We start from the raw sequence: 12167 nt of genomic DNA, 5'->3' as shown, positions 1-12167 counted from the left end.
ATTTCACGCTCTTGTTTCTGATCTGAAAATCTTAAAAATATAAATGGATAAAGTAATCATATTTTCAGCGCCTTCGGGAAGCGGAAAAACTACACTGGTAAAACATTCCCTGGAAACTTTTCCGGAACTGGAATTTTCAATTTCATGCACTACACGGCAGCCAAGAGGCAGCGAAGTACACGCCGTGGATTATCACTTTTTAAGCCCTGATGAATTCAGACAGAAAATTTCGGAAGATGCTTTTGTAGAATATGAAGAGGTATATACTGATAAATATTACGGTACTTTAAAATCTGAAGTGGAAAAGATCTGGAATCAGGGGAAAGTAGTTATCTTTGATGTAGATGTAAAAGGAGGAATCTCCCTGAAAAAGTATTTCGGAGACAAAGCCCTGTCGATCTTCATTGAACCACCTTCCATTGAAGAATTGGAACGAAGATTGATCTCCAGAAACACTGATGATGCAGAAACCATCAGAATTCGTGTAGCCAAAGCAGAGGAAGAGATGGCTTATGCTGCAGAATTTGACAGGATCGTGATTAATACCGATCTTGATGAAGCAAAAAAAGAAATAGAAAGTTTAATAAAAAATTTTATCAGAAATTAAAAGATGAAAGCCGGAAACCGGAAGATGGAAATATCCATCAGAAAAACCGGATGTCTGATTTCTTAACCTCCGATTTCTGTAATTAACAAAATTGAGGCTGATATGAGTACCGAAACATTAGAAAAAGCCAAAGCAGCTATCCCTGTAAGGGGATATCTGGATATTAAAGATATTATGATCCCTCAGGGTGAAGAATTGGTAAAAGCCATTCTTAAACTTAAGGAAGAAAAAAATGCAGTAATCCTCGCCCATTACTACCAGCCGGGAGAAATTCAGGATATTGCTGACTTTTTGGGAGATTCTTTACAACTCGCAAGACAGGCTAAAGACACCAACGCTGATATGATTGTATTCTGCGGAGTACATTTTATGGCGGAAGCCGCTAAAATCTTAAACCCGACTAAAAAAGTAGTTCTTCCGGACACTATGGCAGGATGCTCACTGGCAGACGGATGTTCTGGTGAAGGCTTAAGAAAAATGCGCGAACAGCATCCGAATGCTTTAGTAGCCACCTATATCAACTGTAATGCGGAAACTAAAGCAGAAAGTGATATTATCGTAACCAGTTCCAATGCTGAAACCATTATCCAGGCCCTTCCGAAAGATCGCCCTATCATTTTTGCTCCGGATAAAAACCTGGGAAGATATTTATCCCAGAAAACCGGCCGTGATATGATTCTTTGGGACGGAAGCTGTATCGTTCATGAAGCATTTTCCATGGAAAGAATTGCGAAGCAGCTGGCAGACAATCCTGATGCAAAATTAATAGCACACCCGGAAAGTGAAGAAGCCGTTTTAAAGCTGGCTCACTTCATCGGTTCTACTTCCGCACTGCTGAATTATGTGGAAAAAGACGACTGCCAGAAATTCATTATTGCTACAGAAGAAGGAATCCTGCATGAAATGAGAAAGCGTGCACCTCACAAAGAACTGATTCCTGCTTTGGTTTTTGATGAAAGCTGTAACTGTTCAGAGTGTTTCTATATGAAAAGGAATACCATGGAAAAGCTATATCTGTGTATGAAATATGAGCTTCCTGAAATTCTTATTGATGAAGAATTAAGATTAAAGGCATTGAAGCCAATCGAAGCGATGCTGGATCTTTCAAAATCAATCAAATAATGAAAAAGCTGTTTTTCATTGTATGTTTATCAATAATCAATATTTCTTTCTCACAGACCTCTCAGAAAGAGACTGTTTTAAAGCAGGCTTATGAAATGAGACAAGCCCTTATGAACAAAAACTATGATGTTTTCAGCAGCTATGTTCATGAAGGAGTTATAAAAATGCTGGGTGGTAAAAAGAAGATGATTGATATTTCTGCAGCCGCAATAGATAAGATGAGCAAAGAAGGCTATCATTTTAAAAAAGTAGATTTTTCTGATGCATCAGATATTATTACTGTAAAAAATGAGCAGCAGGCGGTGGTTCATCAAAAAATACAGATGAGCACCCCTAAAGGAAATATCAATGCAGATTATTACATGATTGCTGTATCCGGCAATAATGGCAAAAATTGGAAATTTATAGATACTTCAGGAAAAGACATTCAGACGATGAGAAAATATTTTCCCAACCTGAGTTCTAAACTTAATATCCCTAAAAAGAAAATTTCAAAATAAATAAAAGCACTGCCAAAACAGTGCTTTTTCAATTCCCCTGAAAACAGTCTGCCGTAAAATAGATATTGTACAGGCAGACAAAATTATAAATCAGTATATTATCAATACTGTGTTTTTGCAATCAGACAGTCCTGGCACTGCTTCCGGTTACAGAATATATTATACCATTGGAGGATAGCAGGTTCCGCCTGGTTTTCTCCAGCATCCCCATGCACCGCCTCCGCGGAAACATACATATGCCGCACCTCCGCATGTCTCAATCTGGAACTCGGTGAAACCACCGCTGATCTTACTTTTCTCTTCTCTTGAAAGCTTTTTGAAATTTTTCATAATAATTAGGGTTGGTTTATTTTGTTATTTGTCTCACAAAAATGAACGCTCTTTTATTCAAAACAAAGCATCAATCAGCAAGTGCAACAAGTTTTTAAATAAGTGCGTCATTTTACAGGTCTTTTGTAGAAATCCGATGAAATCTGAGATAAAAAAGCACCGTCTCTTACAGCGCCCGGATTAGTTATTGAGGGAAGCAGTCGGCATGTACCAATACCCTGGACTGGCAGCAGGCGGGCAATGCCTGAAAAGCATCACAGGATCTTGGCAGCCCCGGCCCGTAAGGTCCCGGCGGGCAGTTTTCATAACATACATCACCTCCCTGAATTGACTTTAAATTTTCTCTGTTCAGTTTCTTTAAATTTTTCATATAAATCTTGTTTTAAATTTGTATCTCTAATATACCATTTAATTCTCAAAATACAGTGAATAATTACAAAACACTGACTAAAAGACAGATACAACCTTACTTACTCATATAAATACTCTATTCTTATCTTATAAATTGTCCGTAAAATTTCCGGGTATTCCATAAGTGACCGCTACACCCTACAGACCATTTCTGATCTCTTTCTACAACATAATAATACCACACATCCTCATGCTGCTGCCCATCCTGTAAAACTTCCTGATGCCAAAGAAAAAACCATACATACTGCCGTAAAGATTCCGGCATCATTAGACCGCCAGATAAAAACGGAGAAAAAAACTACAGAAATAACTCCGGATTTTGAAGAATTAAAACGATTTTTGCTGAATAAAAACAAAAGCAATGAGCAAAATATATCTTGAAGATATTAAAATATATGCCTATCACGGCGTTCTTCCCGAAGAAAACATCATCGGGACCTACTATATTTTAAATGCTGAGCTTCACACTGATTTATGGAAAGCTGCAGAAACAGATGATCTGAATGACACCATAAGCTATGCAGACATCAACGCAATTATCCACCAGGAAATGTCTGTTCAATCTAAACTATTGGAACATGTTGCAGGAAGAATCATTTTAAAAATTCATGAAAGTTTTCCACAGGTTTCCTACATTAAGTTAAAAGTAACCAAAACCTCCCCACCCATGCAGGGAGAAATGAAAGGAGCCAGCATTGAACTGGAAAGAAGTTTCAAACCTGATAATCATTAAAAAATTATTATTTTCGTTTTACAAAAACATAAAACATTGAAGTCCATCAAAATATTATTTCTTCTGAGTTTTGGCATCATTTTCGGCCAGACCAATACAACCAGCCAACCCCCTTCTTATAACTTTCCGAAGATGAAATCCAGCATTACAATGCCGGTAACAATTCCTCTTTCAGAGATAAGCAATATGATTAATGCTACTGTAAAGGACCTGGTATATCAGGATGACTCTTATACAGATAACAATAATGATCAGTTTAAGGTAAAGGTCTGGAAAACCCGCCCGATTCGTCTGGTAGGCGGCACCAGTCAGAATATACTGATCGAGGTTCCGTTAAGAATCTGGGCAGAAAAAGGCATTGGAACGCTGGGAGTCTATTCCTATCAGAATACAACCTTTGAAACGGTAATGTCTTTTAACACCACCATTACATTCAATAATAACTGGACTATATCTACAGTTACCCGTCCTAATGGATTCCGATGGGTAACCAAACCTGTACTCGACTATGGAAAAATTCAGATCCCTATTACCTCTATTGTTGAAAAAAGCCTGAAAGAGCAGCAGGAAAAATTCAGCAAAACGATTGACCTGCAGATGAATACCCAGCTGAACTTCCAACAGTATGCTGTAATGGCATGGAATGTTTTTTCCCAACCGTTTAATATTTCAGAAGAATATAATACCTGGCTGAAAGTAAGCCCTATCAGCGTTAATATTACGCCGTTAAAGTTTTATGGAAACCAGATTGATACCAATATCGGGATTGATGTGTATTCTGAAACATTTACAGGAAGTAAGCCTGCTGCTTCCCAGCCGATAAAAACCGTGAGCAATTTCACTGTTTCTTCTGCGCTGGCTGATCAGTTTTTGCTTCAGACAACGGCTAACATTCCTTTTACCGAAGCTTCGAATATTGCAAGAAATATGTTTTTAAACAAAGAATATGATGTTCGCGGGTCTAAAGTGAAAATTAAAGACATCAGAGTGTACGGCATTGATGAAAGAGTGGTTATTGAAGCAGAAACCGAAGGATATGTAAACGGACGGGCTCTGATTTCCGGTATTCCGGTGTATGATGATACAAAAAAGAAAATTGTATTATCCAATACCAAATTCAACCTCAGGACGGCCAATATCCTGCAAAAAACTGCTACCCTCCTGTTTAAGGGAAAAATCGTAAAAATGATTGAGGAAGAATACGGAATTCCAACCCAGGAACTGGAGCTGGCCTCTAAAAAAAGCATTGAGGAAGCCTTCAACAAGGAATATTATAAAGGCTTAAAAATGAATGGAAAAGTATTCAGCCTGAAGCCAGGCAAAATTCTCATGAACCCTTCAGGGATCACGGCAGTTATTGATACCAATGCTTCATTAAAATTAACGGTAAGCGGTCTGTAAACTGATAAAAACTAATATCTACTATAACTATGAAAAAACTTTTTAAAATTATTGAGGACAACAAAGCTTCACAAGGCCTGAGGCTGGCGAATTTTATTATTGACAGGATTGTAATTTACATTCTTTTTTTCCTGTACGGAACCTTTTCTGTTCTTATGTACAAAGTATTAAACATTGATTTTTTTCTGAATATTGCAGACAAATTATCTACACTGAGCAGGTTTGAGGATATTTTGATAACCACAACAGTTTATTTTTTATATCTGTTTTGTATGGAATATTTTACAAAAGGGAGAACTATTGGTAAATATATTACCGGAACAAGGGTAATGAGTACCGATGGAACTACGCCTACTCTTCAGGAATTCTTTATAAGAAATATTTCCAGATTAGTACCTTTCGATGTACTGTCTTTCCTGGGAAGCAACGGATGGCATGACAACTGGAGCGATACCAGAGTAGTGAATATAAAAAAATATACCCTTGATAAACAGAGCAAAGAGGAAATAAACAGCATGGGCACAAAAGAAATTGCTTAAAAAATTTTTGTCGAATCATATATTTTGCTATATTTGCACACCTAAAAATGGTAAAGACATGGTACTTTGGCCGAGCGGCTAGGCAGTGGTCTGCAACACCATCTACAGCGGTTCGAATCCGCTAGGTACCTCAGTAACAAACCCTAATTTGCCCATATTATGCAAGTTAGGGTTTTTTAGTACCATCAAATTCACTATTTTTCCGTTAATTAATTATTGAAACTAATCCAACAAATAAAATAACCATGTACGAATTCAGTTTATACAATATTTTAGGAAGCATAATGGCATTGATTGTAAAATATAACCTGCCGAAGAAGAATAAATGAAAGCATTAAAGACAAGATAAAAATCTGGTCATCAATCTAAATAAGAATCAGCAGAAGAGTAATAATTATGCTCCGTATAAACAGCATTGTTTAGCTTGTCAATAATAAAGAACATCCCTCAGGATTTTGATCCTGTACACTAATTCCTTGTAAGCTTTCAGTCCGGTCCGATATTTTTTTTATCCGCCTGCTGATTTTTCAAATGATACTCCTAAATTTTATAATGAAAATGCCTTCCAAAAGCGAAAGGCATTAAAAAAGTACTAGTTTTTCATAGGACTGTAATATGAACTGCCGCGAATATACAATAAATTATTCATTACATAATATGGTTACAATCATAAGAGCCTGGTGATCCCTAATAAATAATTTTTAATGTTTTAGTGTTTTACACACTTTAATCAGAAAAAAAATAATGATTTCATAAAGGTTTCCCCTTTTAAATACAAAACAAAAAATCCCCGAATTGCTTCGGGGATAAAAACTAATAACCATGAAAACTCAAATTAAACATGAGTTGCTACTTTACATTGAAAAATCGTGCCAAACATGAAAAATAACGAAAAATACTTTCGTATCTTGTCCAAAAACATTTACTCATGAAATTATTTTCGATGCTTGCGCTATTACCACTTTCAGGCGCTACATATGCGCAGATAGGTATTAATACTGATTCACCTAAAGCAACTTTAGATATCACTGCCAAAAAGAAAACATTACCCATTGAAGGGCTTATTCCTCCAAGGCTTACCCTTGAAGAACTGACGACCAAAGGAAACAATCTTTATGGTCCTGATCAGGAAGGCGCCATTATTTACATTCTTAACATAAATGGAGGGAACAGCCAGGGCCAGAGAGAAAACATCAACAGTAAAGGATTATACATATTTGATGCTGAAGCAGCCAACCATGAAGGCCGGTGGATGTGTCTCTTCTGCTATGCATAATCTTTCTCTTATATATCCAATAAAAAGCCTCCTTATTTTATAAAGGAAGCTGGAAGCAAGTATAAATATAAAGTGATGAAAATATGTAAAGTATAAGGGATTTCAATTCAAATGTAAGACAATACTCCCTATTTAATTTATGACCGCGGTCATATTACAACAGGAGTTTTTCTTAGTATATTTGGATAACATCATCCCATTTCCATCATTATTATCTTTTTTAAACTCTCTTATTCAGGAGAGTTTTTTCATTCAGGCCCATTTAACTTAATCAGCAGAATAATCCAGGTTGGCATAATTTATTCACTCACAAAAACAAACATTAATCCTTATATTATGGCACACAAAAATTTCAAAAAAGAAGACTTTGCGGAAGATCAGGATGAATATAAGCTGGAATTCAGAATTGATGAGATTGGTGAAGGTATGAATCTGATTGTTGAGAGAAAAAACAGAAAAGGCGGGTATGAAGTAATTCAGGCAGAAATTAAAAGACTGAATGATCGTATTTTCATCTGCTGGAGTGAACCGTTCGACGGAAGGGTAATCTATGATGAATAAATTATCTTGTATAAAAAGCCTCCGCTACCGGAGGCCTCAAAAACACAAATGATGAAAAAAATTTTTTATATCAGGAATAAAAATTATTTATACATTAATTCTCTATTCAAAATTAGCTGATCGCTCTGATTTATTTTATGCGCAGAATCATAATCTGAATTTTAATAACGTTAAAGTTTATCGGCTTATTTTTCCAGAATGAAAAATAGAGAACTAACCCTACACCCTGCTGTAAAATAATATTCTATTAAAGAACCATTAACCCTTTTATTTTTATAAAATTAAAAATTATTAAAAATTATTTTTCTAAAAAATATTAATACTAGTTTATATTTTTCTAAAGCACGTATATTATATTAAATCAAAACTCATTAAAACAACATTAAATTAAAACCTATTCTTTTACCATATTTTTACAAATAATTCATTACAGAAATTCAGTTTTCAAACATAATCCCTAAAAAATAATAAAAATTTACAAAATACACCATGATCCAGGTTATATTTTTCCGGTATTTTATTTCTTAGTTTTACAAAAAATATTAATTCAATATAACGTGATAAGGTTTTCTATACTTATAGCTAACTATAATAATGGGAAGTATTTTAAAGACTGCTATGCATCTCTGATCAGCCAAACTTATGGAAACTGGGAAGTTATAATTGTAGATGATGCCTCTACGGACGACTCTGTAGAAATAATTGAATCGATTATTAAAAATGATCCTCGTTTCAGAATCTATCACAATTCATCCAATCAGGGTTGCGGCTATACCAAAAGAGAATGTATGAAATATGCAACAGGGGAAGTCTGCGCCTATCTGGATCCCGATGATGCCTTATATGCAGATGCTCTAGAAAAAACTGTACAGGAATTCATCAACAACAGTGATGTTACAGCCACCTATTCCCAAATGATGCTGTGCGATGAAAACCTTACACCAGACAAGGTATATGCAGGAACCAAACAAATCTATAACAGCCGTTATTTTTTCAACTGCCCTACGCAGTTTGCTCATTTCTTTACCTTTAAGAGAGCAACCTATTTAAAAACTTCAGGAATCAATCCTGCTCTGAAAAGTGCAGTAGATCAGGATCTGTATTTAAAGATACTTGAACATGGAAATGTAAAATACATCAAAGAGCCTCTATATCTGTACAGGCTTCATTCTAACGGTATTTCTCAGCAAAGTTTCAAGCAGGGAGCCAAAGAATCTTTTGCAAAAGTCATCCATGAAACCATGAAGAGAAGAGGAATCCGCAAAATTAATAACCGGAAAGTTCCTGAGACATATACCAATCAGCAGGAGATCTATCAGCTTCTGAACTATCAGACTCAAAAGCTGCACAGGCTGATTAATAAAGTGAAAGTAACATTCAATATATAACAAAGAAGGCTTCCCAGAAATGGGGAGTTTTTTTTATTTTGTTTGATATAATTTTTGATTCATCAGTTTTTCTAATGTGCACTTCCAGAAACGGCCCCCTTTTCAGGAGGCCTAAAAACACAAATGATGAAAAAAATCTATTCAGAAAAATCCAAACAGAATTTCATAAACAATTTTTCACTTTATTTCTTTTATACTTTCTCCAATAAGGAAAGTCATTACAGCTAATAAACTGCAAGACTAAAATTCACAGCCAGAGAACACTCAAAGTTATTTAAATATTATTTACCGGCAAAGTTATTCGGACCAGGTAACCGGAATGTAAACCGTAACATACCCATCATTATCTACCTGAGCATCAGATACAGTCATGGTAACAGAACCGTAGCCGGTCCACCCTCCCTGTCCCTGCATAGCAGAGAAAATATAGTTTCCTGCCGGAACACCTTCATAATACTGAGGCAGAGCCTGAAAGCCTCCGCTGTAGTATGTATCATATACTTCACCGGTGTCGGTATTTTCAGCAAGGAAGCTGCCTACATCATGATTTCCTGAAAGGATTTTTGTTCCATCCTGGGATAAAAGCCCGAACCTTATCTTGTACGATTTTGTTTTTGAAGCTTCTTTTGTCTGTTCTGATTTCTTATTCTGAGACTGAAGCTGTACATCCGTCATATCATCATTTGATGAACATGAAACTGCAAAAGCAGAAACCCCTGCCAAAGCAAGCGTCATAAGAATTGATTTTTTCATAATAAAGTAATTTTGGTTAAAACAAAAATACATCATTCATATGAATTGAATAAAAACCATCTATGAACTAATAATTATATCCATATAAAGTACTGGGTTAAGATTAGAGAAATTAAGGTATATCCGCAAGGTTAAATAAACTAAAGCTTCCCCTGAATATAGTCTTCGAATAGAAAAATTCACACTTTTTCTATTTTTTAACATTCTTTAACTAAAATTTGGCTTCATAATTGAAAATACCAACAAAGCAGAAACCGTTTTGGTGGAAACTACTTATTAAAATTTGAATTATGAAAAAGATAGTATTAGCAGGTTTTTTATCCGTTTTTTTACTAACGGCCTGTAAGAAAGACGAAAGGACAGCAGAAAAATCTCTGGAACAGCAGAAACTTGAATTTCAGGCCAGACAGCTTGAAATAGAAAAACAGAAACTGGCGATTGAAAAAGAAAAGCTGGTATATGAAGCCCAGAAAAAGGCAGACAGCATTGCAGAAGATAAAAAATCAAAAGCTGCGGCAGCCAGTAATTCAAAACCTCAGATCATAAGAGAAACAAAAACCATATACAGAGACAGAGGCTCCAACTCTAATTCAGGAGGCGGAAGTTATGCTGACAACGGTACCAGTGCTTCACAAGGAACTACCCAACAGAAAAAAGGGATGAGTAAGGCAGCCAAAGGAACCATCATTGGTGCTGTAGGTGGAGCCGCTGCCGGAGCTATTATTGCTAAGAAAAACAGAGGTCTTGGCGCCGTAATTGGCGGTGTAGTTGGTGGTGCAACCGGATATACTATCGGTAGATCACAGGACAGAAAAGACGGAAGAGTACAGCCGCGTAATTAATATTTTTCACGATAACATGTAAAGATTGCTTATTTTTAAGCAATCTTTTTTTATGGTTCTACTTTTCTTTTCTTGCATTCTTCTTATCCCGGTTCTTGCAGGCTGGGGAAAGATAGCAGAATCTTTTTTCGGATCGTTATATGCGGGAATTTCAGCAAATGCATTATCCGGAATATTAGTATTAAGCCTTATTTGGACCATTTTAGCTTTTTTTATTCCTATTAATATATATACAGAAGTTCCCGTTGTACTGGCAGGTCTTTTCTTTTTTTTCAGGGATAAATTATACCGGCATTTTTCCCATTTTTCAAAGAAAGATATTGCTTTAACAGCAGGAATATCGCTGATCATCCTGTACTGTAGTTCTTTCTATCCTTATATACTGGATCATTTCGGGTATTATGTTCCAACAATACAATGGCTCACAGAATATGGCCTGGTAAAAGGTATTTCCAATCTGGACCTCACCCTGGGACAAATGTCGGTATGGCACATTTTCCAGGCTGGATTTTCAGGTTTCTCAGATCCGTTTTTAAGAATTAATGCCGTTCTTCTTATACTCTATATAGTATATATTTTTGAGAGAAAAAGCTGGATACAGCTATGCTTTTTACCAATACTGCTTCTTTTTTCACAGTCGCCGTCCCCTGACCTTCCTGTGATCACAATCTCCTTAATTATGCTGAATGAACTACTGACCGGTAATAAGAACCCCAATCTTCTTTTTGCTTTTTCAGTTTTTGTTTTCACGATAAAACCTACCATGATATGGCTACCGATGCTGACTTTCCTTTTTACCGTTTTTACTCTTAAAACTAAATTCAGCAGTCTGATTTTCGGGCTTTCAATACTCCTGTTGTTCTTTATTAAAAATATATGGACATTTGGCTACCCGGTTTTTCCTGTTGCTTTGGCAGATCCTGGTGCCGGATGGAAACCCAACCCTGATATTCTGAATATTTCTTCACAGTATGCCATTCAAAAAACATTTGATATGCAGTTCTCTTATGAAGAAATTCAGAAATTTACTTTTGGAGATCATGTTAAAAACTGGCTTACTTTAAAAGGGATCAAGTCAAAGATCAATCTTCTTTTTATCATAAGCCTTATTCTGTTTAGTGCTTTTGCTTTCTTTAAAAAGAAAAGGATGATAAGCTTGATCTGCATATCACTTCTGATAAAAAGCGTATTGGTTTTAATTTTTTCTGCCCAGTACCGTTTTTTCATTGATGTTTTTTTTGTGATATTTTTCGTGGTCTTTTTTGAGTATCTTAACCGGAAGAGATCAGTCTTTATTTTTACAGCCGGCAGTCTGGTTTTAATACTCATTCTTACCTTTCCTGCTTTTATCCGACAGTACATTCCGAGTTTCAGACCAGGAAGCTTTATGGCAGGATTTCAAAAAGAGCAGCTGTATAAGCCTTCCGTTTACAGGTATCAAAAATACACTACATTTAAAGCAGGAAACTTAAAGTTCAATGTCTCAAAAAATTATCCTTTTAATTTTGACACTCCTCTTCCGGCTATTTCAGAAAGTTACCTTTCAGATGACGTACATTCAGGAATTTTCCCGCAATGTATTGATGAAAAAGATATAAAAAAGGGATTCATCTGGAAAAAGCTGTCTCCGGCAGAAAAGAAGGAAGCAGAAAAGGTTATTCATACTATCAAAAACACTGATAAACAGAACTAATGCAGAAACTT

15 protein-coding genes and 1 tRNA gene are annotated in these 12167 nt (G+C 35.8%); 12 read left to right on the top strand and 4 right to left on the bottom strand.

Going from position 1 to position 12167, the window contains the following annotated elements; genetic code table 11:
- The first annotated feature begins 43 nt into the window (after positions 1–43).
- The 3 genes from gmk (at position 44) to AOB46_RS07185 (ending at position 2229) form a co-directional block, all read left to right on the top strand.
- Positions 44–607 carry a guanylate kinase gene (gene gmk, locus AOB46_RS07195; protein WP_062697754.1) on the top strand — a complete coding sequence of 188 codons (564 nt, stop codon included), beginning with the start codon at positions 44–46 and terminating at the stop codon, positions 605–607.
- Between the two features lie 102 nt (positions 608–709).
- Positions 710–1729: a quinolinate synthase NadA gene (gene nadA / locus AOB46_RS07190; RefSeq protein ID WP_062697752.1), complete on the top strand. Its 1020-nt coding sequence runs from the start codon at positions 710–712 to the stop codon at positions 1727–1729.
- Positions 1729–2229: a hypothetical protein gene (locus AOB46_RS07185; RefSeq protein ID WP_062697750.1), complete on the top strand. Its 501-nt coding sequence runs from the start codon at positions 1729–1731 to the stop codon at positions 2227–2229. The genes nadA and AOB46_RS07185 overlap by 1 nt, the downstream gene beginning before the upstream one ends.
- 159 nt (positions 2230–2388) lie before the next feature.
- On the opposite strand, the gene AOB46_RS23335 is transcribed toward AOB46_RS07185, so the two are convergent.
- The 3 genes from AOB46_RS23335 to AOB46_RS23190 all read right to left on the bottom strand — a co-directional run bounded on the left by AOB46_RS23335 (position 2389) and on the right by AOB46_RS23190 (position 3238).
- Positions 2389–2559 carry a bacteriocin-like protein gene (locus tag AOB46_RS23335; RefSeq protein WP_157845045.1) on the bottom strand — a complete coding sequence of 57 codons (171 nt, stop codon included), beginning with the start codon at positions 2557–2559 and terminating at the stop codon, positions 2389–2391.
- A gap of 184 nt (positions 2560–2743) precedes the next feature.
- On the bottom strand, positions 2744–2929 hold the full coding sequence (locus AOB46_RS07180) for a bacteriocin-like protein (protein ID WP_062697748.1): 186 nt from the start codon (positions 2927–2929) through the stop codon (positions 2744–2746).
- Positions 2930–3052: 123 nt separating this feature from the next.
- Positions 3053–3238 carry a hypothetical protein gene (locus AOB46_RS23190; protein WP_131724333.1) on the bottom strand — a complete coding sequence of 62 codons (186 nt, stop codon included), beginning with the start codon at positions 3236–3238 and terminating at the stop codon, positions 3053–3055.
- Between the two features lie 93 nt (positions 3239–3331).
- On the opposite strand from AOB46_RS23190, the gene folB reads away from it, so the two are divergent.
- The 7 genes from folB (at position 3332) to AOB46_RS07145 (ending at position 8868) form a co-directional block, all read left to right on the top strand.
- A complete protein-coding gene (gene folB, locus AOB46_RS07175) occupies positions 3332–3703 on the top strand; it encodes a dihydroneopterin aldolase (protein WP_062697747.1) in 372 nt (123 codons plus the stop codon).
- Between the two features lie 36 nt (positions 3704–3739).
- Positions 3740–5104 (top strand): DUF4403 family protein, encoded by a 1365-nt coding sequence (locus AOB46_RS07170; protein ID WP_062697745.1) that lies wholly within the window; start codon positions 3740–3742, stop codon positions 5102–5104.
- Between the two features lie 29 nt (positions 5105–5133).
- Complete coding sequence (locus AOB46_RS07165; RefSeq protein WP_062697743.1) at positions 5134–5643, top strand: RDD family protein; 510 nt, start codon at positions 5134–5136, stop codon at positions 5641–5643.
- Positions 5644–5703: 60 nt separating this feature from the next.
- Positions 5704–5774: transfer RNA gene (locus AOB46_RS07160), tRNA-Cys, on the top strand.
- 797 nt (positions 5775–6571) lie between these two features.
- Positions 6572–6919, top strand: coding sequence for a hypothetical protein (locus tag AOB46_RS07155; RefSeq protein WP_131724332.1), 348 nt, complete (start codon positions 6572–6574; stop codon positions 6917–6919).
- Between the two features lie 336 nt (positions 6920–7255).
- Entirely contained in the window at positions 7256–7480 is a 225-nt protein-coding gene (locus tag AOB46_RS07150; protein WP_062697740.1) for a hypothetical protein, read from the top strand.
- Between the two features lie 557 nt (positions 7481–8037).
- Complete coding sequence (locus AOB46_RS07145; RefSeq protein WP_062697738.1) at positions 8038–8868, top strand: glycosyltransferase family 2 protein; 831 nt, start codon at positions 8038–8040, stop codon at positions 8866–8868.
- A gap of 297 nt (positions 8869–9165) precedes the next feature.
- Here AOB46_RS07145 and AOB46_RS07140 read toward each other — a convergent pair whose 3' ends face one another.
- Positions 9166–9621: a hypothetical protein gene (locus AOB46_RS07140; RefSeq protein WP_062697736.1), complete on the bottom strand. Its 456-nt coding sequence runs from the start codon at positions 9619–9621 to the stop codon at positions 9166–9168.
- A 290-nt stretch (positions 9622–9911) separates the two neighbouring features.
- On the opposite strand from AOB46_RS07140, the gene AOB46_RS07135 reads away from it, so the two are divergent.
- Together AOB46_RS07135 and AOB46_RS07130 are read left to right on the top strand one after the other, a co-directional pair.
- Complete coding sequence (locus AOB46_RS07135) at positions 9912–10463, top strand: YMGG-like glycine zipper-containing protein (RefSeq protein WP_062697734.1); 552 nt, start codon at positions 9912–9914, stop codon at positions 10461–10463.
- A 52-nt stretch (positions 10464–10515) separates the two neighbouring features.
- A complete protein-coding gene (locus AOB46_RS07130; RefSeq protein ID WP_082377035.1) occupies positions 10516–12156 on the top strand; it encodes an LIC_10190 family membrane protein in 1641 nt (546 codons plus the stop codon).
- Positions 12157–12167 lie beyond the last annotated feature (11 nt).

This window comes from Chryseobacterium indologenes, assembly GCF_001295265.1.
Classification (GTDB): domain Bacteria; phylum Bacteroidota; class Bacteroidia; order Flavobacteriales; family Weeksellaceae; genus Chryseobacterium; species Chryseobacterium indologenes_A.
The sequence above is the reverse complement of the archived record's forward strand: the minus strand, read 5'-3'. Positions and strand labels throughout refer to the sequence as shown.

Bases quoted from the DNA above. Each gene is read 5' to 3' on its own strand.
- AOB46_RS07165 (WP_062697743.1), top strand. From the start codon at position 5,134: ATGAAAAAACTTTTTAAAATTATTGAGGACAACAAAGCTTCACAAGGC.
- AOB46_RS23190 (WP_131724333.1), bottom strand. From the start codon at position 3,238: ATGATGCCGGAATCTTTACGGCAGTATGTATGGTTTTTTCTTTGGCAT.
- AOB46_RS07140 (WP_062697736.1), bottom strand. From the start codon at position 9,621: ATGAAAAAATCAATTCTTATGACGCTTGCTTTGGCAGGGGTTTCTGCT.
- folB (WP_062697747.1), top strand. From the start codon at position 3,332: ATGAGCAAAATATATCTTGAAGATATTAAAATATATGCCTATCACGGC.
- AOB46_RS07135 (WP_062697734.1), top strand. From the start codon at position 9,912: ATGAAAAAGATAGTATTAGCAGGTTTTTTATCCGTTTTTTTACTAACG.
- AOB46_RS07155 (WP_131724332.1), top strand. From the start codon at position 6,572: ATGAAATTATTTTCGATGCTTGCGCTATTACCACTTTCAGGCGCTACA.
- AOB46_RS07130 (WP_082377035.1), top strand. From the start codon at position 10,516: ATGGTTCTACTTTTCTTTTCTTGCATTCTTCTTATCCCGGTTCTTGCA.
- AOB46_RS07180 (WP_062697748.1), bottom strand. From the start codon at position 2,929: ATGAAAAATTTAAAGAAACTGAACAGAGAAAATTTAAAGTCAATTCAG.
- AOB46_RS07150 (WP_062697740.1), top strand. From the start codon at position 7,256: ATGGCACACAAAAATTTCAAAAAAGAAGACTTTGCGGAAGATCAGGAT.
- AOB46_RS23335 (WP_157845045.1), bottom strand. From the start codon at position 2,559: ATGAAAAATTTCAAAAAGCTTTCAAGAGAAGAGAAAAGTAAGATCAGC.
- gmk (WP_062697754.1), top strand. From the start codon at position 44: ATGGATAAAGTAATCATATTTTCAGCGCCTTCGGGAAGCGGAAAAACT.
- AOB46_RS07185 (WP_062697750.1), top strand. From the start codon at position 1,729: ATGAAAAAGCTGTTTTTCATTGTATGTTTATCAATAATCAATATTTCT.
- nadA (WP_062697752.1), top strand. From the start codon at position 710: ATGAGTACCGAAACATTAGAAAAAGCCAAAGCAGCTATCCCTGTAAGG.